Origin of the sequence: Streptomyces sp. NPDC093065, assembly GCF_044754585.1 — a bacterium.
Classification (GTDB): domain Bacteria; phylum Actinomycetota; class Actinomycetes; order Streptomycetales; family Streptomycetaceae; genus Streptomyces.
The window spans coordinates 104,929-129,052 of sequence record NZ_JBIVPJ010000014.1 but is presented as its reverse complement, the minus strand read 5'-3'; the positions used below and the strand labels follow the sequence as shown (position 1 = coordinate 129,052).

Below are 24,124 nucleotides of genomic sequence, written 5' to 3'. Positions count from 1 at the left end.
GTCGGCCGCTGCCCCGCACGGGAACAGCGGCCGACCACACGATGACCGAGAGGAGGGATCAGGCCTCCGCGGCCTCGTCCTCACCCTCGGCCGGGGCCTCCTCGGCCTGCGCCGACAGAACCTGCAGCACCACGGTCTCGGGCTCGACGGCCAGCTTCACGCCGGACGGCAGCTCGATGTCCTTGGCGAGGACCGAGGCCGGCGCCTCCAGGCCCGCCACCGACACGGTGACCTGCTGCGGGATGTGCGTCGCCTCGGCCTCGACCGGCAGCGCGTCCAGGACGTACTCCAGCAGGAAGCCGCCCGGGGCCAGCTCGCCCTCGGCCTGCACCGGGATGTCGACGGTCACGGTCTCGCCGCTCTTGACCATCAGCAGGTCCACGTGCTCGAGGAAACCCTTGATCGGGTCGCGCTGCACCGACTTCGGGATCACCAGCTGGGTGCCCTTGCCGTCGATGAGCAGGTTGATCAGGACGTTCGGCGTACGCAGCGCCATCAGCAGGTCGTGACCCGGCAGCGTCACGTGCAGCGGCTCGAGACCGTGCTCGTACACCACACCGGGAACCTTGTTGTCACGGCGGATACGGCGCGCGGCGCCCTTGCCGAACTCGGTACGCGTCTCGACTGCGATCTTGACCTCAGGCATGGTCACTCCTCGTGGAAAACAGGAACGGACGTGGTCACCCGGCCACGAACGGCCTGCTACGAAGAGCGCGTCGATAACGGAGAACCACACCCGCGAACACGGGTACGGCCTCCCTCGCCGAGCAACTCGGACAGTCTACTCGGAGAGGAAGGCCGTACCCAAAACGATCAACAGGCGGGACCCGGGCCGGGACCGGAGCCTGCAGAACGGTTACTGCACGAGGCTCACTGCTCGTCGAACAGGCTCGTCACCGAACCGTCCTCGAACACCTCACGCACCGCACGCGCGATCGTCGGCGCGATCGACAGCACCGTGATCTTGTCCAGCTCCAGCTCGTTCGGCGTCGGCAGCGTGTCCGTGAACACGAACTCACTCACCTTCGAGTTCTTCAGCCGGTCCGCCGCCGGACCCGACAGCACACCGTGCGTCGCCGTCACGATGACATCCTCCGCACCGTGCGCGAACAGCGCGTCCGCCGCGGCACAGATCGTGCCCCCCGTGTCGATCATGTCGTCGACCAGGACGCAGATGCGCCCCTCCACATCGCCCACGACCTCGTGCACCGTGACCTGGTTCGCCACGTCCTTGTCGCGCCGCTTGTGCACGATCGCCAGAGGCGCACCCAGACGGTCGCACCAGCGGTCCGCCACCCGCACCCGGCCCGCGTCCGGAGAGACCACCGTCAGCTTCGAACGGTCCACCTTCGCGCCCACGTAGTCCGCGAGCAGCGGCAGGGCGAACAGGTGGTCCACCGGACCGTCGAAGAAGCCCTGGATCTGATCCGTGTGCAGGTCCACCGTCAGAATCCGGTCCGCACCCGCCGTCTTCATCAGATCCGCGACCAGACGCGCCGAGATCGGTTCACGCCCACGGTGCTTCTTGTCCTGCCGGGCGTAACCGTAGAACGGCACGATCACCGTGATGGAACGGGCCGACGCACGCTTCAACGCGTCGATCATGATCAACTGCTCCATGATCCACTTGTTGATCGGAGCCGTGTGGCTCTGGATCAGGAAGCAGTCCGCACCACGCGCCGACTCCTGATAGCGCACGTAGATCTCACCGTTGGCGAAGTCGAAGGCCTTCGTCGGGACAACCCCGACACCCAGCTGCCGGGCAACCTCCTCGGCAAGCTCGGGGTGTGCGCGGCCGGAGAAGAGCATCATCTTCTTCTCGCCGGTCGTCTTGATCCCGGTCACAGCACTTTCTCCTCAGAGGTTCGCAGCTGAGCTCATGGGCGCTCTCCCGACTGGCCGCGGGGGCGTCTCAGCTGGTGGGGTGCGGATGTGCACTTATCACGGTACGCCGTGTTCGACGCGCCGGTTTCCGGTCAGTCTTCGCCGCCCGCCTCGCGGGACACCGCCTCGGCAGCCTTCGCCGCCGCGCTCCCCGGACGCTTCCGGGCCACCCAACCCTCGATATTCCGCTGCTGGCCACGGGCCACGGCCAGCGAACCGGGCGGCACGTCCTTCGTGATCACCGAGCCGGCGGCGGTGTAGGCACCGTCCCCGACCGTGACAGGAGCCACAAACATGTTGTCCGAACCCGTACGGCAGTGCGAGCCGATCGTCGTGTGGTGCTTGTCCTGACCGTCGTAGTTCACGAACACGCTCGCGGCACCGATGTTCGTGTACTCGCCGATCGTCGCGTCACCCATGTAGGACAGGTGCGGCACCTTGGTCCCCTCACCGATCGACGCGTTCTTCGCCTCGACGAACGTACCGATCTTCGACCTGAGGCCGAGCCGCGTACCCGGCCGCAGATACGCGTACGGACCGACGGAGGCCTGCGGACCGATGTGGGAGCTGACGGAGACGGTGTTGTCCACACGCGCCCCCGCGTCCACCCGGGTGTCCGTGAGACGCGAGTTCGGCCCGACCTCGCAGCCCTCCGCGAGATGCGTGGCACCGTGCAGCTGCGTCCCCGGATGCAGGACCACGTCCTGTTCGAACGTCACCGTCACGTCCACCCACGTCGTCGCCGGGTCCACCACCGTCACGCCGGCCAGCATGGCCGCGGTCAGCAACCGCTCATTCAGGATCCGGCGCGCCTCGGACAACTGCACACGGTTGTTGATCCCCGCGATCTCCCGGTGGTCACCGGCCACCGACGCGCCGACCCGGTGCCCCGCCTCGCGCAGGATCCCCAGCACGTCCGTGAGGTACTCCTCACCCTGGCTGTTGTCCGTGCGCACCTTGCCCAGCGCGTCCGCGAGCAGCTGCCCGTCGAAGGCGAACACACCCGAGTTGATCTCCCGGATCGCCCGCTGCGACTCCGAGGCGTCCTTGTGCTCCACGATCGCCGTGACGGCACCCGAGGCCCCGTCCCGCACGATCCGCCCGTACCCCGTCGCATCCGGCACCTCGGCCGTCAGCACGGTCACGGCGTTCCCGTCGGCGGTGTGCGTGGCCGCCAGCGCCCGCAGCGTCTCGCCGGTGAGCAGGGGAGTGTCGCCGCAGACCACGACCACGGTCCCGTCCACGGCACCGCCCAGCACCTCCAGACCGATCCGCACGGCGTGCCCGGTGCCGTTCTGCTGCTCCTGGACGGCGGTGCGTACGTCGGGGGCGACCTCGGCGAGGTGCGCGGTGACCTTCTCGCGGGCATGCCCGACGACGGCGACCAGGTTCTCGGGGTCCAGCTCTCCGGCGGCGGCGAGCACATGCCCGACGAGGGACCGGCCGCACAGCTCGTGCAGGACCTTGGGAGTGGCCGACTTCATACGGGTGCCCTCACCCGCTGCGAGAACGACGACGGCTGCCGGGCGAATGGCGCTCACGGGATGCCCTTCGGCTTTGAGGGGGTGGGGGTGGACATCCGCAGGATACCGGGGTGGTTTGTGGGGGACATGAGTGCGGGCCCCGACAGTGATGTCAGGGCCCAGAAGCGACAGCTCCCCCATCAGGATTTGAACCTGAACTTAAGGGACCAAAACCCTCAGTGCTGCCTGATTACACCATGGGGGATGAAACTCGACTGAACCGGGCAACTGGCCAGCTCGCCGAGTCGGCACCCCACACTATGCCGTACCGGGAGCCTTCGATGCGACGGTGCGAGTTCGCGCTCTGTGAACGCGCCACGGGCGTACCGTCCGACCGGAATTCTCGCCTCCGGGGACGAACGGCGCGGGGCTCACCGGTTCGAGGGATATCGCGTCGTATCGTTTGTCGAAAGTCGCCGGAAAAGGGGCGGTCGGCGCCCGTAGGCTGGAGGCATGACCACGACGGGGGAAGACCACGTACCGGCCCGGGGTGGGCCTTGGTGGTGGGACAGGCGGCGCGGTGCGGTGCTCGATGTGAGCCTCGGTGCCGTGTCCGCGCTGGAGTGCGCGGCGGAGGGGGTTCCGTTCGCGCGGGACGCCGGGATTCCGACGGCGACGGGGGTGTTGTTCGGGCTGCTGGCCGGTTCGGTGCTGGTGGTGCGGCGGAAGTGGCCGATCGCGGTGGTGCTGGTGGCCCTGGCCATCACGCCGGCCGAGATGGGCTTTCTGATGGGCGTGGTCGGCCTGTACACGCTGGCGGCGTCGGAGCTGCCGCGGCGGATCATCGGGGCCCTGGCCGGAATGACGTTCCTGGGGACCCTGGTCGTGACGTTCGTGCGGCTGGGGCAGGACATGGCGCGGGACGGCCTGGAGCTGGGGGACTGGTTTCTTCCGTTCGCGTCGATCGCGACCTCGCTGGGGATGACCGCGCCGCCCCTGCTGCTCGGTCTGTACGTGGGCCAGCGGCGTCGGCTGATGGAGAGTCTGCGGGAGCGGGCGGACAGTCTCGAGCGCGAGCTGCAGTTGCTCGCCGAGCGGGCGGAGGAGCGTGCGGAGTGGGCGCGAGGTGAGGAGCGGACTCGGATCGCGCGGGAGATGCACGACGTGGTCGCGCACCGGGTGAGCCTGATGGTGGTGCATGCCGCCGCGTTGCAGGCGGTGGCCCGGAAGGACCCGGAGAAGGCGGTGAAGAACGCGGCCCTGGTGGGGGACATGGGCCGGCAGGCGCTGACGGAGTTGCGGGAGATGCTCGGGGTGCTGCGCAGTGGTGGGGACGGTGCGCGTGCGGAGCGGGCGTCGGTGCCGTTGGCGGCGGTGGGGGTGGCTGCCGCGGCGGCGGCGTCGCGGGCGGCAGAGGACGGGGAGTCGTCGTCGGACGGGCCGTGTCTGTCGGAGCTGGACGAGCTGATCGGGCAGTCGGAGGCGGCCGGGATGGTCGTGGACCTGTCCGTGGAGGGGGAGGGGCGGCTGTACGCGGCGGAGGTGGAGTCGACGGCGTTCCGGGTGGTGCAGGAGGCGCTGACGAACGTGCACAAGCACGCGGCGGGTGCGAAGACGTATGTGCGGTTGGCGCACCGGGTCTCGGAGATCGCGATGCAGGTGGAGAACGAGCCGCCGCCGGAGCTGTCGGGGGAGGCGTCGGCGCGGTTGCCGTCGGGGGGCAATGGGCTGGTGGGGATGAAGGAGCGGGTGGCCGCTCTGGGGGGTGTGTTCGTGTCGGGGCCGACGGATGCGGGGGGTTTCCGGGTGTCGGCGGTGATTCCGGCGGCGTCGTAGGCGTCGTGGTCGCGCCCGGGTGTCAGCCGGTGGTGGTGAGCCGGGTGGGCTGGGTGCCGGCGACGAGGGTGGCGAGGGCGGTGTCGATGTCGGGGCCCAGGTACCAGTCGCCGGTGTGGTCGAGGGCGTAGACGCGGCCTTCGGCGTCGATGGCGACGAGGGCCCGGCTGTCGGTCTCGGTGCCGAGGGGGCAGGTCCGGGTGTCGAGGGCGCGGCCGAGGTCGCCGAGGGTGCGGGCCATGTGGAGGCCGTGCAGGGGGTCGACGTGGAGGGTGGCGGGGGCGATCTGGCGGCCGGGCCCGGTGGGGGCGATGTGGAGTCCGCCGAATTCGGCCCAGGCCTCCACCGCGGCGGGGAAGACGGTGTGGCGGTGTCCTGCGGGTGAGGTGTGTTCGCGCAGGGTGTCGGCCCAGATCTCGGCCTGCTTGATGTCCCAGCGTCCGGGCTGCCAGCCGGCGTCGCGCAGTGCGGCGTCGACGGGGACGGGGAAGCGGGTGGTGGAGGTGCGGTCGGCTTGCATCGGCCCTTGGTTCGTCTCGGTCGGCTGGTTCGGCTCGGTGTGCCCTGTCAGTCCTGGTCCGTCGTGGGGTCGACGACGCGGACGCCGAAGTGGGCGGTGAGGGCGGTGCAGGCGCGGCAGGGTGCGGCGAAGGCGCCGTGGAGGGGGTCGCCGTCCTCGCGGATGCGGCGGGTGGTGAGTTTGGCGTGTTTGAGTGCTTTGCGGGCTTCGCCGTTGGTCATGGGTTTTCGTGCGGCGCGTTTGCTGCGTGCGGCGTCTGCGGTGGCGAGGTGCCGTGAGATGAGGACGGTCTCGGCGCAGCGTCCGGTGTAACGGTCTCGTTGGCCGCTGGTGAGGGTGTCGAGGAAGTCCTGGACGAGGTGGTGCAGGGCGGGTGGCGCGTCGGCGCGGGTCGCGGTGCCGGTGAGGGTCGTGCCGCGTACGGAGAGGGCGGCGGCGACGGTGGGGAGTATGCCGTCGCGGCGGTGCCGGAGGGTGGGGACCTGGGCGGCGTCGGTGCTGCTCCAGCCGATGCGGGGGTCGCCGCCGCGGGGGTCGTCGGACCGCCCGGTGTCGGGTCCCGTCTGTGTCGCACTCATGATCGTTTCCCCTCCTGAGCATCCCCCCGAAGGTCACAGAGTGCCAAATCACGTGGCTGCTGTGGAAGCTGGGGCGTGGCGACACGCCCGGGTATGGGCGGTGTGTCACGGGAGGGTGACGGCTGGTCACGGATGTGGGGGTGGCGGCTGCCGGGTGCGGGGTCCGGCGCCGGTGACCCCTCTGGCGGTACCGCATAGGCTGTCGGCACCGCGATCGGACGCGGTGAACCAGACAGTGCAGGCAGATCAGACGGATCTGGCAGCAGACAGACGCCGCAGGGGGCAACCGCCATGACGACAGGTCGGCTCGGGCAAGCAGCCGCGCCGCCGAACGCGGCCTATGCCGGGCAGGTCGTGCATTTCCCGGATCCGGTGCGGGCGGCCCGTCACCCGAGAGGGGTACGGGTGGACGCGGGTGGTTACCCCGTTTTCTCGCCGTACGCGCGCGCGGTCGCGGAGATCGCGGATCCGCCGGAGGGTTTCGGGGTCGACGAGCTGCGGCTGACGGACTACGTGTCGGCGAACGCGGCCCTGTCGGCGTCGGGGCACGAGCTGTGGGACACGGTGCCGGCGGTGGCGACGCCGCACGGCTGGACGTGGCACCACGTTGCGGGTTCGCGGCGGATGGAGCTGGTTCCGGTCGAGGTGAAGGCGTTGCTGCGCCACCACGGCGGGATCGCGACGGCGGCGGTGGACCAGGCCAAGCGCGGCACGCGGCCGTTGCAGGAGACGCGTCCGGCGCACTTCGGTCTGCCGAAGTCGGGTGTGGCGGTCACGGAGCAGCAGGTGCAGGGGGTCGAGGAGGACCTCGGGTACCGGCTGCCGGGTGCGTACCGGTCGTTCCTGAAGGCGGCGGGCGGTTGCGCGCCGGTGGGTACGGCGCTCGACGCGGAGCTGGGGCTGCTGGTGGACCAGCCGTTCTTCACGGTGCGTGAGGAGGCGGCGGTCAACGACCTGGTCTATGTGAACAAGTGTCTGCGGGACCATCTGACGAAGGACTACCTGGGTGTCGCGTTCGTCCAGGGCGGTCTGCTCGCGGTGAAGGTGAAGGGCGAGCGGATCGGTTCGGTGTGGTTCTGCGCGTACGACGACGTGCGGGACGTGGATCCCTCGTGGCCGCCGGCGGACCGTGTGGAGCGGCTGCTGCTGCCGTGCGGTGAGGACTTCGACGCGTTCCTGTCGCGCCTGGCGGGTTCTCCGCCGGAGTTGGAGACGGTGGCGAACCTGATGGTGGACGGCGGGTTCGCGCATGCGGTGCCCGTGTCGGCGTCGGTAGGGGAGTGAGCTGACGATGGTGACGTTCGCGCAGGCGCAGGAGCGCGCGGAGGAGTGGGTCAACGGCGAGCTGCCGGCGTACCAGCACCGCGAGGTGCGGGTGCGGGAGTTCGACCTGGGGTTCGTGGTGTGGGCCGAGGACCGTGCGGACGGCCCCCGTTCGGACGGGGGTGCGCAGCGGCTGGTGATCGCGCGGGACAGCGGCGAGGCGACGCTGTGGCCCTCGCTGCCGGTGGGTGAGGTGATCCGCCGGTACGAGGAGGAGTACGGCCGTCCCGACGAGGCGGAGGCGTCGGCTCCGGCGCCTGCGGCGCGGGTGGATCTGAATCAGACGTCGTTCTTGCTGAGTCCGCCGGAGTGGTTGCAGGAGGCGGCGGACCGGATCGGCATTCCGGATCGCCGGCGTGGGGATCAGGAGGACGGTGGCACCGGGGGGTCCGGGTCTGTCGCCGGTGCCGGTGCCGGCACCGGCACCGGTTCGGGCGCGGATGCGGGTGTCGGGTCCGGTGCGGGTGGTGCGCTGCCCGAGACGCAGGCCGGGGTGCCGTCGGCTCCGGCGGCTTCGGCGGACGCCTCGTCCGGGAGCGGTGCGGGGTGGCCGGCCGCGGGTGGATCCGGGGCGGGCGAGGCCGGCTCGGGCGCGGGTGCGTCCGGTGCGCCGAGTGCGCCTGCGGGGGCGACCCCATGGGCGGGGACGGACACGAACGCGGACGCCGGTGAGGACCGTTCCGTACCGCTGCCCCAGACCGTGTTCGCGCCGCCGTTGAGCGGTGCCGACGACGACACGCCGCCGCCCTCCGCGACGTCGGACGCCAAGACGGCGCTGATGTCGGGCGGCAGCCGGCTTCCGCCGACGGCGCTCGCGCCGGCGATCGACGACCCGAACGCGCCGGGCGGCCCGAACGCGCCGGGCGCGCCCGCCGGGGCGGACACGCCGCCGCCCGTGCCGCCGGCGCCGCCGTCCGCCGGTCCGGGGGCGCCCGCCACACCGCCCCGGCCGCTCGCGTCGAACGCCGGGGACATCGCCGACGCCGCGACCAGCAAGGCGGCGCCTCCGCCGCGCCGTGGCGGTGGCGCGTCGACGCCGCCTCCGCCGAGCGCCCCGGGTGTGCCGGGCGCGCGTCCGGGGACCACGCCCGCGCCGTCGGGTACTCCGGCGCCGGGTACGCCGGCGGGCGGCTACGTGCCGACGCAGCTGGTGTCGTCGCTCGGTCCCGAGGCCCCGGGTGGTCCGGGTGGTCCGGGTACGCCGCCTCCGCCCAACGCCCCCGGCACCCCGCCGCCGCCCAACGCCCCGCAGCCTCCGGCCGGTCCGGGTGCGCCGGGGACGCCGCCTCCGCCGAGTGCGCCGAACGCGCCGGGTGGGACGCCGCCGGGCGGTATGCACCACGCCGCCACGATGCTGGCCGACCCGGGCCGGACGGGCGGCGGCGCCCCGCAGCCGCCCGGTCCTCCGGGGCCGCCCGGGGCTCCTGGTGCTCCCGCCGCTCCGGGGGTGCCCGGCGCTCCTTCCGGCCCGGGTACTCCGCCGCCTCCCCCGTCCGCACCCGGTGCTCCCGGCGCCGTGTCGCAGCCGCCCGGTTCCGCGGGGGGCACGGGCGGCGGCGTGCACCACGCGCAGACCGTGCTGGCGGCGCCCTCCGTGGGCGGCCCCGGCGGCATCGGCGCGCCTCCGCCGCCCCCCGGTGCTCCGGGTGTTCCCGGCGCCGTGCCGCCGCCCGGACAGCCGGTGCCGGGGCAGCCCCCGGCGTACGGCTACCCGCCGCAGCCCACCGGTCAGCCGATCGTCGGACCGGGCTACCAGGCCGTGCTGCGCTACCGCGCGCAGGACGGTTCCGAGCAGCAGCTGATCCGGCGTTCGGCGCCGGGTACGCCGCACCCCGAGTGGCAGATGTTCCACGAGCTGCGCTCGATGAACGTGCCGCCGGACCAGGTGCTCGAACTGCACACCGAGCTGGAGTCGTGCGAGCTGCCGGGCGCGTACTGCGCGCGGATGATCCGGGAGCAGTGGCCGCAGGCGCGGATCACCTCGATCGCGCCGTACGGTCTGGACCACGCGAGCCGGCAGCAGGGCATGCAGCAACTGCTCGCGCACCAGGGCGAGCTGCATCAGGTGGCCGACGGGCCGGCGCGTCCGGCGCCGGTGCGCGCGCCGCTGCCGCAGGTGCAGCCGGCGCCGCCGGTTCCGCCGGAGGTCATCGGGCAGGAGCTGGGCGGCGCGTTCGGGCCGGGAGTGTTCCGGTTCGAGCAGGCCGCGGTGTCCCGGCAGGGTGTGCCGCCGGTGGTGGCGCACACGCTGGTGGCCGCGGGCCTGCCGATGGACATGGGTCCGTTCTTCTGGGCGCAGGCCCAGCCGGGGCGCCCGGTGCCGACGCTGGCGGAGCTGGCGGCGGAGCGCGGTGTGCAGCCGGCCTCGGACGCGGGGTCGTACCTCGTCGTGGGCAGCGACTTCGGCCGGGCGATCTGTGTGCAGTACGGGACGGCTGCCATCGTGGCGGTGCCCGTGGAGGCGGGTCCGGGCGGTGCGCCCGTGCCGCCGCAGTTCGTGAACACGGGGCTGCCGGAGTTCGCCCGCTGCCTGGCGCTGCTGGGCCGGATGTGGCGGCTCAGGTTCGGTCTGAACCAGGAGCAGGCGGGCCGTTGGACCGTCGACTTCCAGGCGCAGTTGGCCGCGCTGGACCCGGCGGCGCTCGGGTCGCCGGAGAGCTGGTGGTCGGTGCTGCTGGAGCAGATGTGGGACGGGCTGCTGTGAGGCGTTCGCGTCGCTGACGTGCCCGGCGGGCGGGGCCCGGTCGACCTGTGGGTCGGCCGGGCCCCGCCCGTTTGCATGCGGTGTGTCGGATTATGTGGGCTTACGTCCGATCCATAGAGTCGGTCGGGTCCATGTGATGCGGCAGGTTCACCGCGAGGTGAGCACAGGGTGATGCAGGGGTGATGGGCATGAGCGGTGCATCGGCGTCTCCCCACGGCTTCGTGACCGTACGCGGGCGCGGGCGCGGCTACCGTCCCGAGCAGGTGGAGGCGTACGCCGCCGCCCTCTCCGAGGAGCGTGACGCGGCCTGGGAGCGGGCCGCCCGGCTCACCGTGCTGGCCAGGGAGATGGAGGCGGACCTGGGGGACCTGGAGGAGGTGGTCGCGCAGCTCACCTCGCAGGACTACGAGGAGCTGGGGGAGCGGGCACGGGACCTGTTCCGGCTCGTCGAGGTGGAGGCCGAAGCGGTGCGCGAGCGGGCGCGCGGTGCCGCCGAGGGGCTGATGGAGGACGCGCGGGCGCACGCGGCCGGAGTGCGGGAGGCGGCCCGGGCGCGCGCCGACGCCGTACGCGCGGAGGCCGACGAACGGGCCCGTCACCTGCTGCTCGCGGCGCGCGCGGAGGCCGACGAGGCCAGGATCGCGGCGCGGCGCGAGGTGAAGGCGGGGCGCGCGGAGGCACTGGCCGCACTGCGCGAGACGCGCAGCTGGGCCGCCGGGGCGGCGGCCGAGCAGAGCAGGGAGCTGGCCGAGCGGTGGGCCGCCGCCGAGCGGGCCGAGGAGGAGCGGGCGCGGGCCCTGGACGACCGTCACGCGGAGCTGGTGGCGCGGGCCGAGCAGGGGGTGCTCGAGGCGGAGCGGGAGCTGGCGGCCGCCCGGGAGGCGGCCGCGCGGCGGCAGGAGGAGGCCCGGGCCCGCGCGGCCGAGGTGGTCGCCGAGGCCCGGGTGCGTCAGGAGCGCATTGCCCGCGACACGGAACGGGTGCTGCGCGAGCACGGCGAGCGGTGGGACGAACTGCAGGCCCAGATGGACTCCGTGCGCAGCAACCTCAGTTCGCTGACGGGCCGCGCGGCGGAGTGACGCCCGGCGGGCTTGCCCCTGACGTCGCGTCAGGGTGGACGCTGGTTACGTCCCGGGGTGGAGGGCGACCCCGAGGCCGGCTCCACCGAAGGGTGGACTGCCCCTAGGGGTACCTCCGTACTACGGGTCGGGGAGGGTTCGTACCGACGGAGGACGAGAGGCGCCCGGTGGCGTCCTTAGTCTGGCTTTACGCCGCTGGGGGGCGGTGAACCGGAACCGCGGGGGTGGGGTTTTCCTCAGTAGAAGACTGCGCTGAACACCAGCGCGGTCGACCCCCGGTTCCGGCCAGACTCTTCGAGACAGCAGCAAGGCGCATGCGCGGCGGCAGGCACGCCGTGCCGGGCACCGGCGGCTCACTCGATGACCGACATAGGAGACTTGACATGACATCGGCCGTAAGTATTCCCACGCACGGGAGCACGGGAGGGCGTACGGCCGTTGCCGCGCGAGCGCGGCAGGTCGTGAAGGCGTACGGATCGGGGGAGACCCGGGTGGTCGCCCTCGACCACGTGGACGTGGACATCGCCCGCGGGCAGTTCACCGCGATCATGGGTCCCTCGGGGTCCGGCAAGTCCACGCTGATGCACTGCCTGGCCGGTCTGGACACGGTCACCAGCGGGCAGATCCACCTCGCCGAGACCGAGATAACCGGTCTGAAGGACAAGAAGCTCACGCAGCTGCGCCGGGACCGGATCGGCTTCATCTTCCAGGCGTTCAACCTGCTCCCGACGCTCAACGCGATCGAGAACATCACGCTGCCCATGGACATCGCCGGCCGCAAGTACGACCGCGCGTGGCTGGAGAGGGTCGTGGAGACCGTCGGGCTCGCCGGGCGGCTCAAGCACCGGCCCACCCAGCTCTCCGGCGGCCAGCAGCAGCGCGTCGCCGTGGCGCGGGCCCTGGCCGCCCAGCCCGAGATCATCTTCGGTGACGAGCCGACCGGAAACCTCGACTCGCGCGCCGGCGCCGAGGTCCTCGACTTCCTGCGCCGCTCGGTCACCGAACTGGGCCAGACCATCGTCATGGTCACCCACGACCCGGTGGCCGCCAGCTACGCCGACCGGGTGCTGTACCTCGCCGACGGCCGGATCGTGGACGAGATGTTCCAGCCCACCGCCGAAGCCGTGCTCGACCGCATGAAGGACTTCGACGCCCGGGGGCGCACGTCATGACCGTCGTGAAGACCTCGATGCGCAACTTCTTCGCGCACAAGGGCCGCATGGCGCTCTCGGCGGTGGCGGTGCTGCTGTCGGTGGCGTTCGTGTGCGGCACCCTGGTGTTCACCGACACGATGAACACCACCTTCGACAAGCTCTTCGCGGTCACCTCGTCGGACGTGACCGTCTCCCCGAAGGACGCCAAGGCCGAGGACACCCCGCAGAACGGGGTGCCCGAGTCCCTGCCGGCCTCCACGCTGGAGAAGATCCGTTCGGCCGACGGCGTGAAGTCGGTCGTGGGCGCGGTCGCCTCCATGAACGTGACCGTCGTCAACGCCGACAACGACAACGTGGGCGCCACCAGCGGCGCCCCGACCATCGCCGGGAACTGGACCGGGAACGACCTGCGGTCCATGGAGATCACCTCGGGCCACGCGCCGCGCGGTCCCACCGAGACGATGGTCGACTCCGACACCGCCGACAAGCACGACCTGAAGATCGGCGACGAGCTGCGCACCATCGCGCAGACCGGCGACTTCAAGGCGAAGATCGTCGGCATCGCCTCCTTCACCGTCACCAACCCCGGTGCCGCGGTCGTCTACTTCGACACCCCCACCGCCCAGCGTGAACTCCTCGGCGGCGCCGACCGGTTCAGCCAGTTCAACGTCACCGCCGCCTCCGGTGTCACCGACGCGCAGCTCAAGCAGAACGTCTCCGGCGCCCTGGGCGACGGCGCGTTCAAGATCCAGACGGCGAAGGAGGCGTCCGACGAGGGCCGCGCGGACGTCGGCGAGTTCATGGACGTCATCAAGTACGCCATGCTCGGCTTCGCCGGGATCGCGTTCCTGGTCGGCATCTTCCTGATCATCAACACCTTCTCCATGCTGGTCGCCCAGCGCACCCGCGAGATCGGCCTGATGCGGGCCATCGGCTCCTCCCGCCGGCAGGTCAACCGCTCGGTGCTGGTCGAGGCGCTCCTTCTCGGCATCGTCGGTTCGGTCCTCGGCGTCGCGGCCGGCGTCGGGATCGCCATCGGCCTGATGAAGCTGATGTCCGCGGCGGGCATGAACCTGTCCACCGACGACCTGACCATCAAGACGGCCACCCCCGTGACCGGCCTGATCCTCGGTGTCGTGGTCACCGTCCTGGCCGCCTACCTGCCGGCCCGCCGGGCCGGCAAGATCTCCCCGATGGCCGCCCTGCGCGACGCGGGCACCCCTGCCGACGCCAAGGCCGGCTGGATACGCGGCCTGATCGGCCTGGTGCTCACCGGCGCCGGCGCCGCCGCCCTGCTCACGGCCGCCTCCGCCGACAAGGCGAGTGACGGTTCCCTGATGCTCGGCGCGGGCATCGTGCTCTCGCTCATCGGCTTCGTCGTCATCGGCCCGCTGCTGGCCGGGTTCGTGGTGCGGGTGATCAGCGCGGTGCTGCTGCGGGCCTTCGGCCCCGTGGGCCGGCTGGCCGAGCGCAACGCCCTGCGCAATCCGCGCCGCACCGGCGCCACCGGTGCCGCCCTGATGATCGGCCTCGCGCTGGTCGCCTGCCTGTCCGTCGTCGGCTCCTCCATGGTCGCCTCGGCCACCAGCGAGCTGGACAAGACGGTCGGCGCGGACTTCATCGTCCAGGGCAACCAGCGGATCGTGCCGCAGGCCGAGAAGGCCATGACCAGTACGCCCGGCCTGGAGCACGTCACCCGCTACAAGGTGCTCGACGCCACGCTGACCTCGCCCGACGGCAAGACGGACGACGACGGCGTCACCGCCGCCGACCCCACCTACGCCGAGGACGTGCGCCGCGCGACGACGGAGGGCAAGCTCTCCGCCGCCTACGGCACCGACGCCATGTCGGTCGGCTCGGACTACGCCGAGAAGCACGGCGTGCACGTCGGTGACACCGTCTCCGTCGCCTTCAAGGGCGGCAGGACCGCGAAGCTCAAGGTCGCCGCGATCACCAGCGACGACGTGGCCATCGACCAGGGCGCCCGGTACATCGGCATCGAGACGATGGAGAAGTACCTGCCGGCCGAGAACGTCCCGCCGAACATGATCATGTTCGCCAAGGCGAAGGACGGTCAGGCCGACCAGGCCTACGCCGCGCTGAAGAAGTCCCTGGACGCCTACCCGCAGTACCAGGTGGCCGACCAGACCGACTACAAGCAGGAGCTCAAGGACCAGATCGGCCAGCTGCTGAACATGGTCTACGGCCTGCTCGCCCTGGCGATCATCGTCGCCGTCCTCGGCGTGGTGAACACCCTGGCACTGTCGGTGGTCGAGCGGACCCGGGAGATCGGCCTGATGCGGGCCATCGGCCTCTCCCGCCGCCAGCTGCGCCGCATGATCCGCATGGAGTCCGTGGTCATCGCCCTCTTCGGTGCCCTGCTCGGCCTCGGCCTGGGCATGGGCTGGGGCGCCACGGCGCAGAAGCTGCTCGCCCTGGAGGGGCTGAACGTCCTGGACATCCCCTGGCCGACGATCATCGGCGTCTTCATCGGCTCGGCCTTCGTGGGCCTGTTCGCCGCCCTGGTCCCGGCCTTCCGGGCGGGCCGCATGAACGTCCTGAACGCCATCGCGACGGAGTAGCACCCGTCCTGACAGCCACCGCACACGGGGGTTGCGGGGGAACCCGGCGCCGGAGGCCTCACCGCCTCCGGCGCCGGGCCTTTTTCCAACAGCAACCGTGCCCCCGCCGCTCCCTCTCCCCCCGAGCCGCCCGTCACCGCGCGTGTGCGCTTTTCAGTCCCTGAGCCGCTTGTTGCCGCGTGTGTGCGCTTTTCAGCCCCCGAGCTGTCCGTCACCGCGCGTGTGCGCCTTTCGGCCCCCGAGTCTCACGTCACCGCGCGCGTGCGCGGCTTTCAGCCCCCGAGTCGCCTGTCACCGCGCGTGTGCGCCTTTCGGCCCCCGAGTCGCCTGTCACCGCGCGCGTTCGCCTTTCAGCCCCCGAGTCGTCCGTCACCCCGGGCGTTCACTTTTCAGCCCACCGAGTCGGGTGGTGGGTGGGCACAGGTCCGGGGGTCCAGGGGGCGGAGCCCCCTGGTACGGCCACCGCGGCGCCGGCCACCACGCACCCGGCGTCCCACACCCGCACCCGGCGTCGTCCACAGCCCCCGACGCCGTCGAGCAGACCGACGTAACCTGGACACCCCCGACCCTCACCGAGTCGGGCTACTCGTGTTGCCCCACCCCAGGACGGAAGCGCCCCCTCCATGAGCCTGCACGGTCTGCTCGACGCCGTCGTCAAGGACACCGCCCTCGCGGAAGCGATCTCGGCGGCCGCAGACGGCAACCGCATGCACGTCGACCTGGTCGGCCCACCCGCGGCCCGCCCCTTCGCGATCGCCGCCCTGGCCCGCGAGACGGGCCGCCCGGTGCTGGCCGTGACGGCGACGGGACGCGAGGCGGAGGACCTGGCGGCGGCCCTGCGCTCCCTGCTGCCGCCCGAGGGCGTCGCGGAGTACCCGTCCTGGGAGACCCTCCCGCACGAGCGGCTCAGCCCCCGCAGCGACACCGTCGGCCGCCGTCTCGCCGTCCTGCGGCGCCTGGCGCACCCCCGCCCGGACGACCCCGAGACCGGCCCGGTCTCCGTCGTCGTCGCGCCCGTGCGCTCCGTGCTCCAGCCGCAGGTCAAGGGTCTGGGCGACCTGGAGCCCGTGGCCCTGCGCACCGGGCAGAGCGCCGACCTGGAGGAGATCGTCCAGGCGCTGGCGGCAGCGGCGTACGCGCGCGTCGAGCTGGTCGAGAAGCGCGGTGAGTTCGCCGTGCGCGGCGGCATCCTGGACGTGTTCCCGCCGACCGAGGAGCACCCGCTCCGCGTCGAGTTCTGGGGCGACGACGTCGAGGAGATCCGTTACTTCAAGGTCGCCGACCAGCGCTCCCTGGAGGTCGCCGAGCACGGCCTGTGGGCGCCGCCCTGTCGCGAGCTGCTGCTCACCCGGGACGTGCGCGAGCGGGCCGCCGCCCTCGCCGAGGACCACCCGGAGCTGGGCGAGCTGCTCGGCAAGATCGCCGAGGGCATCGCGGTGGAGGGCATGGAGTCCCTGGCCCCCGTCCTCGTCGACGACATGGAGCTGCTCCTCGACGTGCTGCCCAAGGGGTCGATGTCCGTGGTGTGCGACCCGGAGCGGGTGCGCACGCGGGCCGCCGACCTGGTGGCGACCTCGCAGGAGTTCCTCCAGGCGTCCTGGGCGGCCACGGCGGGCGGCGGCGAGGCACCGATCGACGTGAACGCGGCCTCCCTGTGGTCCATCGCGGACGTCCGGGAGCGGGCCCGCGAGCTGGACATGATGTGGTGGTCGGTCTCGCCGTTCGCCGCCGACGAGACGCTGACGTCGGCCGTGGACGCGGAGGGCGACTCAGACACCCTCAAGCTCGGCATGCACGCCCCCGAGACCTACCGGGGCGACACCGCCAGGGCGCTGGCCGACACCAAGGGCTGGCTCGCCGGCGGCTGGCGCGCGGTCTACCTCACCGAGGGCCACGGCCCCGCCTCCCGCACCGTCGAGGTCCTCGGCGGCGAGGGCATCGCCGCCCGTCTCGACCAGGACCTCGCCGCGCTCAGCCCCTCCGTCGTGCACGTCTCCTGCGGCTCGATCGACCACGGCTTCGTCGACCCGGCCCTCAAGCTCGCCGTGCTCACCGAGACCGACCTGACCGGGCAGAAGGCCGCCGGCCGCGAGGGCGCCCGGATGCCCGCCCGGCGCCGCAAGACCATCGACCCGCTCACCCTGGAGGCGGGCGACTACATCGTCCACGAGCAGCACGGCGTCGGCCGCTACATCGAGATGGTGCAGCGCACCGTCCAGGGTGCCACCCGCGAGTACCTGGTCGTGGAGTACGCCCCCGCCAAGCGCGGTCAGCCCGGCGACCGGCTCTACATCCCCACCGACCAGCTGGAGCAGATCACCAAGTACGTCGGCGGCGAGGCCCCCACCCTGCACCGGCTCGGCGGTGCCGACTGGACCAAGACCAAGGCGCGCGCCAAGAAGGCGGTCAAGGAGATCGCCGCCGACCTGATCAAGCTCTACAGCGCGCGGATGGCGGCGCCGGGCCACGCGTTCGGCGCGGACACCCCCTGGCAGCGCGAGCTGGAGGACGCCTTCCCCTACGCGGAGACGCCGGATCAGCTCACCACCATCGCCGAGGTCAAGGACGACATGGAGAAGACGGTCCCCATGGACCGCCTGATCTGCGGCGACGTCGGCTACGGCAAGACCGAGATCGCGGTCCGCGCCGCCTTCAAGGCCGTCCAGGACGGCAAGCAGGTTGCCGTACTCGTCCCCACCACGCTGCTGGTGCAGCAACACTTCGGCACGTTCAGCGAGCGCTACGCCCAGTTCCCGGTGAACGTGCGGGCGCTCTCCCGCTTCCAGACCGACACCGAGTCGAAGGCGACCCTGGAGGGCCTGCGCGAGGGCTCGGTGGACATCGTCATCGGCACCCACCGCCTGTTCTCCTCCGAGACGAAGTTCAAGGACCTGGGCCTGGTCGTCGTCGACGAGGAGCAGCGCTTCGGCGTCGAGCACAAGGAGCAGCTGAAGAAGCTCCGTGCCAACGTCGACGTGCTGACCATGTCCGCCACCCCCATCCCGCGCACCCTGGAGATGGCGGTCACCGGCATCCGCGAGATGTCCACGATCACCACCCCGCCGGAGGAGCGCCACCCGGTGCTGACCTTCGTCGGCCCCTACGAGCACAAGCAGATCGGTGCCGCGATCCGCCGCGAGCTGCTGCGCGAGGGGCAGGTCTTCTACATCCACAACCGAGTCGAGTCCATCGACCGCGCGGCGGCCAGGCTGCGCGAGATCGTCCCCGAGGCGCGCATCGCCACCGCCCACGGCCAGATGTCGGAGCAGGCACTGGAGCAGGTCGTCGTCGACTTCTGGGAGAAGAAGTTCGACGTGCTGGTCTCGACCACGATCGTCGAGTCCGGCATCGACATCTCCAACGCCAACACCCTCATCGTCGAGCGCGGCGACAACTTCGGCCTCAGCCAGCTCCACCAGCTGCGCGGCCGCGTCGGCCGGGGCCGGGAGCGCGGGTACGCGTACTTCCTCTACCCGCCGGAGAAGCCCCTGACGGAGACCGCGCACGAGCGGCTCGCCACCATCGCCCAGCACACCGAGATGGGCGCGGGCATGTACGTGGCGATGAAGGACCTGGAGATCCGCGGCGCGGGCAACCTCCTCGGCGGCGAGCAGTCCGGCCACATCGCGGGCGTCGGCTTCGACCTGTACGTGCGGATGGTGGGCGAGGCCGTCGCCGACTACCGGGCCTCCCTGGAGGGCGGTGTCGAGGAGGAGCCGCCGCTGGAGGTCAAGATCGAGCTGCCCGTCGACGCGCACGTCCCGCACGACTACGCCCCCGGCGAGCGGCTGCGCCTGCAGGCGTACCGGTCCATCGCCTCCGCGAACAGCGAGGAGGACGTCAAGGCCGTACGGGAGGAACTCGTCGACCGCTACGGCAAGCTGCCGGAGCCGGTGGAGAACCTGCTGCTGGTCGCGGGCCTGCGCATGCTCGCGCGGGCGTGCGCCGTCGGCGAGATCGTGCTCCAGGGCAACAACATCCGTTTCGCGCCCGTGGACTTGCGCGAGTCGCAGGAGCTGAGGCTCAAGCGGCTCTACCCCGGCAGCGTCATCAAGGCGGGCACGCACCAGGTGCTCGTGCCGCGCCCGAAGACCGCGAAGGTGGGTGGAAAGCCGCTGGTCGGGCGGGAACTGCTGGGCTGGGTGGGCGAGTTCCTGGCCTCGATCCTCGGGTCGTAGCACCCGCTCGGGCAGGCGTCGGGTCCGACGCGGAAGCCGTCCACGGGGACAGTTCCGTGGACGGCTTCGACGTGTCCGGGTACGGGGAGCGGCCGCTAGTGCTGCTCCCGGCCGCCGCCCTGCTCGCGGCCGAAGCCGAGCTTGTCCTCGGCCTGCTGCTGCGCGGCGTCGACCTGCTTCTCGTACTTGCCGCCGGTCCTCTGGTTGACCTGGCGTTCGGCGGCGTCGGACATCTTCCTTGACTTGTCCTTGTCCTTGCCGGCCATGCTCTTCATCTTGTCGAGGATGCCCATGCAGAGCTCCTTCCGAGACGTGACTCACTGTCGACCGTACGACAGATATGTCACGTGTGCCCATTAACGACCGTCTAAGGCCCACTATGGCCCGGACCTCTGTCTCGCTACGGTGGTGGTCGCGAACGGCAAGGGGAGGGGCGCGCATGAGGCGGCACAGCAGGATCCGTACCGGATGGGCCGCCGGGGCGGCCCTCGCCCTGGCCCTGGTGACCGGCTGCGAGGGCCTGGAGGCCGAGGGCGGCACGCCGGCCTCGGGCGGCGGTGCCGAGGCCCCCGCCGCGGGCCATGGCGTCAGCCCGCTGAAGAACCCGGACGGGACCGGACCGGGCCTCGCCCCGGTCGCGGGCGACAGTCCGCGGGCCGAGGCCCGCAAGCTGATCGACGGCCTGACGACCAAGGGGCGCGGTCCGAAGACGGGGTACGACCGCGACGAGTTCGGCTACGCGTGGATGGACACCGCCGACGGCGTCCCGCTCGCCCGCAACGGCTGCGACACGCGGAACGACCTGCTGAAGCGCGACGGTCAGAAGGTGCGCTTCCGGTCCGGCTCCGACTGCGTGGTCGTCGAGATGACGCTGGACGACCCGTACACCGGGACGAGCATCGAGTGGCGCAAGCAGAAGGCGGGCGAGGTCCAGATCGATCACGTGGTGCCGCTGTCGTACAGCTGGCAGATGGGCTCCTCGCGGTGGCCGGAGAACAAGCGCGAGCAGCTGGCCAACGACCCGCTCAACCTGCTCCCCGTCGAGGGGCGTGCCAACTCCGCCAAGCGCGACTCCGGCCCGGCCTCCTGGCTGCCGCCCAGCAAGGCGGTCCGCTGCGCGTACGCGGTGCGTTTCGCCCAGGTCGCCGTCAAGTACGAGCTGGCGGTGACGAAGGCGGACAAGGCGATGATGTCCGAGCAGTGCCAGGGCTGACCTCGCCCCAGGGTGCGGGGGCGCCCCGGCCCGGGGGCCCCTGCGCGGGGCCGGCCGGGTGTCAGAACTGGCCGTTGCCGAGCAGCTCGCCGTCGGCGTCGTAGATGGTGACGAGGCCGTTCTCGCTGTCCTTCCAGTCGGCGAACGCGGAGGCGATGAGCTTGGCCGGGCCCGTGCCCTCGCCCATGATGCCGCCGGTGAAGTCGGTGTAGACGTCGGCGGCGTCGAGGATGTCGTTCTGCTCGTCGGCGCCCTGCACCTTGGTGACGTGGGAGACGGCGTCCTTCTCGTTGGGTGAGCCGTTCTTCCCCACGAACGCCTTGAACTGCTCGGCCTGGGACGCCTTCTCGACGGCCTTGTCCTCGGCGGGCTTCGCGTCGGACGCGCCGTCCGGCTTCGCTCCGTCCTTCTCGGCGGCGCCGTCGGCCTTGGCGCCGCCGTCCGCGTTCTCGCCCGCGCTCGCGGAGGTCCGGCTGCCGCTCTTGCCGTCGCCGTCCCCGTCGCCCGAGTTCGCCGACATCGCGCCGATGACGGCGATCCCCACCACGGCACCCAGCGCGACCTTGGTCTTCATCCCCATGACGTCAGTCCTCTCCCCAGAGACAGATCGGTTGCCGACCGTGAACCGGGGCCGTCGGTTCGTCAGGCCGGTTCGCGGTTCGCTGTGTCAATAAGAGCAGAGCCTGTGAACCGAGTCAACATGGTTCACAGGGTGGCGTTAGTACACGACGTGAATCGAGGTGCGTCCGTGTTCATCGGTAGGATCGGGCGTCACCCGACCAGGACGAGGGGGCCCGAGCGTGCAGGACAACGGGACAGAGGTGACCGCCGCCGGTATCGCGCGGCTCGCCGGTGTGGGCCGCGCGGCCGTCAGCAACTGGCGCCGCCGGCACGCGGACTTCCCCAAGCCCGTCGGCGGCACCGAGACCAGCCCGTCCTTCGCCCTCGCCGACGTCGAGGCGTGGCTGCGCGCCCAGGGCAAGCTCGCCGAGGTCCCCCCACGCGAACGCGTCTGGCAGCAACTCGTCGGCCACCCCGAGGGACCGTCCGCCGCCCTGGTGCACGCCGGCTGCGTCCTCCTGCTCATCCACGACCGCCCGACCCTCTGGCTGGAGGCGAGCGCCGGCTCCGACGAACGCCTCGCCGCCCTGCTGCCCACCGCCCTCGACCAGGTACTCGACACCCGCTTCGGCCCGGACCCCGAACGCGCCGTCACCACCCCGGCCGGCCCGCGGCTGCTCCCCTGCGCACCGCTCCTGCGCGGTGCCGCCGAACTCGCCGCCGGACCGGGCGCCCGCAAGGCGTACGAGTTCCTGTTCGGCCGGCATCTCGACGCCAACCCGCGGCAGTACACGCTCACCCCGGAGCCCCTGGCCGAGCTGATGGCCGAACTGGCCGGCCCCGCCCGCACGGTCCTCGACCCGGCCTGCGGCACCGGCACCCTGCTGCGTGCCGCCGCCGGCACCGCCGCCGCCCGTCCCGGACAGGAGCTGTACGGCCAGGACAGCGACCCCGCACTGGCCGCCCTGACCGCACTGCGGCTCGCCCTGAGCACGGACGCCACCGTGCGGATCGCCACCGGTGACAGCCTGCGCGCCGACGCCCGCACCGGCCTGCGCGCCGACGCCGCGCTGTGCCACCCGCCGTTCAACGAGCGCAACTGGGGCCACGACGAACTCGCCTACGACCCCCGCTGGGAGTACGGCTTCCCGGCCCGCACCGAGTCCGAACTGGCCTGGGTGCAGCACGCCCTGGCCCGCGTCAGGGACGGCGGCACCGTCGTCGTCCTCATGCCGCCCGCCGCCGCCTCCCGCCGCTCCGGCCGCCGTGTCCGCGCCGACCTGCTGCGCCGCGGCGCCCTGCGCGCCGTGCTCGCCCTGCCGGCCGGCGCGGCACCCCCGTACAACATCCCCCTGCACCTGTGGGTGCTGCGCCGGCCCGAGAAGGCGCCCGCGCAGCCCGAGGTGCTGCTCGCCGACGCGGGGCAGTTCGCCGGGGAGGGACGCGGCGGACCGGACTGGCGGTCCGTGCGGGAGGCCGTGCTCGACGCCTGGGGCGCCTTCGACCGCACCGGCCGGTTCGAGGACCGCCCGGGCCTCGCCCGCCGCCTGCCCGTCATCGAACTCCTCGACGACGACGTCGACCTGGCCCCCGCCCGCCACCTGCCGCCCCCCACCGCCACCGGCGACACCGGACGGCTCACGGACGTGCGCGAGCGCCTGGACGAGACCCTGCGCCTGACCGCGGAGCTGACCCCCGCGGTCCCCGGCGCCGGCCGCGCCGCGCCGCGCCGGCCGCTCACCACCGTCGGCGAACTCGCCCGCGCGGGCGCCCTGACCCTGCGCACCGGCACCAACGGCGGCCACGCGCGCGTGCCCGTGCTCACCGACCACGACGTCCTCACCGGCACCGGCCCCTCCGGCACCCTCCCCGAGAGTGACGAGGAACCCGTACTGACCGAACCCGGCGACGTCGTCGTGCCCGTCCTCGGCGGCGGCACCGTCACGCGCGTGATCGACGACGCGGCCGCGGGCGCCGCCCTGGGACGCAGCCTCGTGCTCCTGCGCCCCGACCCCGCCGCCCTCGACCCCTGGTTCCTCGCCGGGTTCCTGCGCGGCACCGCCAACCACCGGCAGGCCAGCAGCTACGCCTCCACCGCCACCCGCCTCGACGTGCGGCGCCTCCAACTGCCCCGGCTCCCCCTCGACGCCCAGCGCGGCTACGGCGACCGCTTCCGCGCCCTCGACGAGTTCGAGCGCGCGCTGCGCCTCGCGGGCCGCCTGGGGGAGCAGCTGGTGCGAGGCATGTACGACGGGCTGACCGACGGCACGGTGGATCCGGGCAGACAACCGCCGCGACCGGAGTGACAACGGTTCGACACAACCGGTGACCCGTTGTCCGCGCGGGCCTATACGCTCTGACTCCCACTCCGAACGGTCCCCTCCGTTCGGTACGTCGGCATCACCGGTCCAGGAGCAGTCATGTACGGCAACAGCGCCGGGCCGCCGCCCTCCCGCGGCGCGGCCACTGTCATCACCCTGCGCGTGCTGTACGCCGCCGCCGGCTTCCTGACCTGCGGCCTGCTGGCCTGCATACCGCTGTTCCGGGTCGCCGTGCTGCGCGGCCGCTGGTACGACTGGACGGCCGCGTGGGTGAGCCTGCCGCTGTCCATCGCCTGCCTGGCCGTGGTCGGTTCGCTGCCCGAGTCCGACCACCGGACGGACGCCGCGATGGCCGGGCTGCTGCTGATCGGAGCGGCGGCCACCGCGTACTTCCTCGTGATCGACATACGCCTGCACTCCGCCCCGCGCCCCTTCGCCGGCTACCCGCCGCACCACACCCCCGCCCCCGGCCCGCACTACGGCCCGGCGCACCCGGCGGGACCGTACGCGACCCCCGTCCCCGCCCCTGTCCAGCACCCCGTCGCCCCGCCGCCGCAGCACCAGCCGCCCCAGCACCAGCCGCCGCAGCACCACCCCGCCCCCGCCCGTATCGACCAGGTCCGCGCCGAACTCGACGAGCTCAGCGACTACCTGCGCAGCCACGACGCACGCGACCGCGACGGCGGCCACCCCGACGGCGGCCACCACCAGGGCGGAAGGTGACCGTG

Annotated in this window: 17 protein-coding genes; 10 read left to right on the top strand and 7 right to left on the bottom strand. The window is 72.2% G+C overall.

All coding sequences use genetic code 11. From position 1 onward, the window contains the following. Positions 1 to 58: 58 nt before the first annotated feature. From ACIQFU_RS24010 to glmU, 3 genes are all read right to left on the bottom strand, one after another. Positions 59 to 646 (bottom strand): 50S ribosomal protein L25/general stress protein Ctc, encoded by a 588-nt coding sequence (locus ACIQFU_RS24010; protein ID WP_402554213.1) that lies wholly within the window; start codon positions 644 to 646, stop codon positions 59 to 61. Positions 647 to 870: 224 nt separating this feature from the next. Next, the gene (locus tag ACIQFU_RS24005) at positions 871 to 1,845 is read right to left on the bottom strand and encodes a ribose-phosphate diphosphokinase (RefSeq protein ID WP_402554212.1); all 975 of its coding nucleotides are present in this window, start codon (positions 1,843 to 1,845) and stop codon (positions 871 to 873) included. Positions 1,846 to 1,976: 131 nt separating this feature from the next. Next, positions 1,977 to 3,425: a bifunctional UDP-N-acetylglucosamine diphosphorylase/glucosamine-1-phosphate N-acetyltransferase GlmU gene (glmU, locus tag ACIQFU_RS24000; RefSeq protein ID WP_402554211.1), complete on the bottom strand. Its 1,449-nt coding sequence runs from the start codon at positions 3,423 to 3,425 to the stop codon at positions 1,977 to 1,979. A gap of 435 nt (positions 3,426 to 3,860) precedes the next feature. On the opposite strand from glmU, the gene ACIQFU_RS23995 reads away from it, so the two are divergent. After that, the gene (locus ACIQFU_RS23995; RefSeq protein ID WP_402554210.1) at positions 3,861 to 5,183 is read left to right on the top strand and encodes a sensor histidine kinase; all 1,323 of its coding nucleotides are present in this window, start codon (positions 3,861 to 3,863) and stop codon (positions 5,181 to 5,183) included. A gap of 22 nt (positions 5,184 to 5,205) precedes the next feature. On the opposite strand, the gene ACIQFU_RS23990 is transcribed toward ACIQFU_RS23995, so the two are convergent. Both ACIQFU_RS23990 and ACIQFU_RS23985 read right to left on the bottom strand, forming a co-directional pair. After that, positions 5,206 to 5,703 carry an SUKH-3 domain-containing protein gene (locus ACIQFU_RS23990; RefSeq protein WP_402554209.1) on the bottom strand — a complete coding sequence of 166 codons (498 nt, stop codon included), beginning with the start codon at positions 5,701 to 5,703 and terminating at the stop codon, positions 5,206 to 5,208. Between the two features lie 47 nt (positions 5,704 to 5,750). After that, the gene (locus tag ACIQFU_RS23985) at positions 5,751 to 6,281 is read right to left on the bottom strand and encodes a YwqJ-related putative deaminase (protein WP_402554208.1); all 531 of its coding nucleotides are present in this window, start codon (positions 6,279 to 6,281) and stop codon (positions 5,751 to 5,753) included. Between the two features lie 291 nt (positions 6,282 to 6,572). On the opposite strand from ACIQFU_RS23985, the gene ACIQFU_RS23980 reads away from it, so the two are divergent. The 6 genes from ACIQFU_RS23980 to mfd all read left to right on the top strand — a co-directional run bounded on the left by ACIQFU_RS23980 (position 6,573) and on the right by mfd (position 19,301). Further along, positions 6,573 to 7,565 (top strand): SMI1/KNR4 family protein, encoded by a 993-nt coding sequence (locus tag ACIQFU_RS23980; RefSeq protein ID WP_402554207.1) that lies wholly within the window; start codon positions 6,573 to 6,575, stop codon positions 7,563 to 7,565. Positions 7,566 to 7,572: 7 nt separating this feature from the next. After that, positions 7,573 to 10,308 carry an SUKH-4 family immunity protein gene (locus tag ACIQFU_RS23975; protein ID WP_402554206.1) on the top strand — a complete coding sequence of 912 codons (2,736 nt, stop codon included), beginning with the start codon at positions 7,573 to 7,575 and terminating at the stop codon, positions 10,306 to 10,308. Between the two features lie 188 nt (positions 10,309 to 10,496). Beyond that, positions 10,497 to 11,387: a cellulose-binding protein gene (locus ACIQFU_RS23970; RefSeq protein ID WP_402554205.1), complete on the top strand. Its 891-nt coding sequence runs from the start codon at positions 10,497 to 10,499 to the stop codon at positions 11,385 to 11,387. A gap of 383 nt (positions 11,388 to 11,770) precedes the next feature. After that, positions 11,771 to 12,559 (top strand): ABC transporter ATP-binding protein, encoded by a 789-nt coding sequence (locus tag ACIQFU_RS23965; protein WP_402554204.1) that lies wholly within the window; start codon positions 11,771 to 11,773, stop codon positions 12,557 to 12,559. Next, positions 12,556 to 15,123 carry an ABC transporter permease gene (locus ACIQFU_RS23960; protein ID WP_402554203.1) on the top strand — a complete coding sequence of 856 codons (2,568 nt, stop codon included), beginning with the start codon at positions 12,556 to 12,558 and terminating at the stop codon, positions 15,121 to 15,123. Before ACIQFU_RS23965 ends, ACIQFU_RS23960 begins: the two co-directional genes overlap by 4 nt. A gap of 623 nt (positions 15,124 to 15,746) precedes the next feature. Next, on the top strand, positions 15,747 to 19,301 hold the full coding sequence (gene mfd, locus ACIQFU_RS23955) for a transcription-repair coupling factor (protein WP_402554202.1): 3,555 nt from the start codon (positions 15,747 to 15,749) through the stop codon (positions 19,299 to 19,301). Positions 19,302 to 19,396: 95 nt separating this feature from the next. On the opposite strand, the gene ACIQFU_RS23950 is transcribed toward mfd, so the two are convergent. Beyond that, positions 19,397 to 19,594 (bottom strand): antitoxin, encoded by a 198-nt coding sequence (locus ACIQFU_RS23950; RefSeq protein ID WP_402554201.1) that lies wholly within the window; start codon positions 19,592 to 19,594, stop codon positions 19,397 to 19,399. A gap of 146 nt (positions 19,595 to 19,740) precedes the next feature. Between ACIQFU_RS23950 and ACIQFU_RS23945 the strand changes: the two genes are divergently transcribed. Continuing rightward, positions 19,741 to 20,514: an HNH endonuclease family protein gene (locus tag ACIQFU_RS23945; RefSeq protein WP_402554200.1), complete on the top strand. Its 774-nt coding sequence runs from the start codon at positions 19,741 to 19,743 to the stop codon at positions 20,512 to 20,514. 61 nt (positions 20,515 to 20,575) lie between these two features. On the opposite strand, the gene ACIQFU_RS23940 is transcribed toward ACIQFU_RS23945, so the two are convergent. Next, positions 20,576 to 21,094, bottom strand: a complete 519-nt coding sequence (locus ACIQFU_RS23940; RefSeq protein WP_402554199.1) for a hypothetical protein — start codon at positions 21,092 to 21,094, stop codon at positions 20,576 to 20,578. Between the two features lie 220 nt (positions 21,095 to 21,314). Between ACIQFU_RS23940 and ACIQFU_RS23935 the strand changes: the two genes are divergently transcribed. Then, positions 21,315 to 23,381 (top strand): N-6 DNA methylase, encoded by a 2,067-nt coding sequence (locus ACIQFU_RS23935; RefSeq protein ID WP_402554198.1) that lies wholly within the window; start codon positions 21,315 to 21,317, stop codon positions 23,379 to 23,381. A gap of 114 nt (positions 23,382 to 23,495) precedes the next feature. After that, on the top strand, positions 23,496 to 24,119 hold the full coding sequence (locus tag ACIQFU_RS23930) for a hypothetical protein (protein ID WP_402554197.1): 624 nt from the start codon (positions 23,496 to 23,498) through the stop codon (positions 24,117 to 24,119). The last annotated feature ends 5 nt before the right edge of the window (positions 24,120 to 24,124 follow it).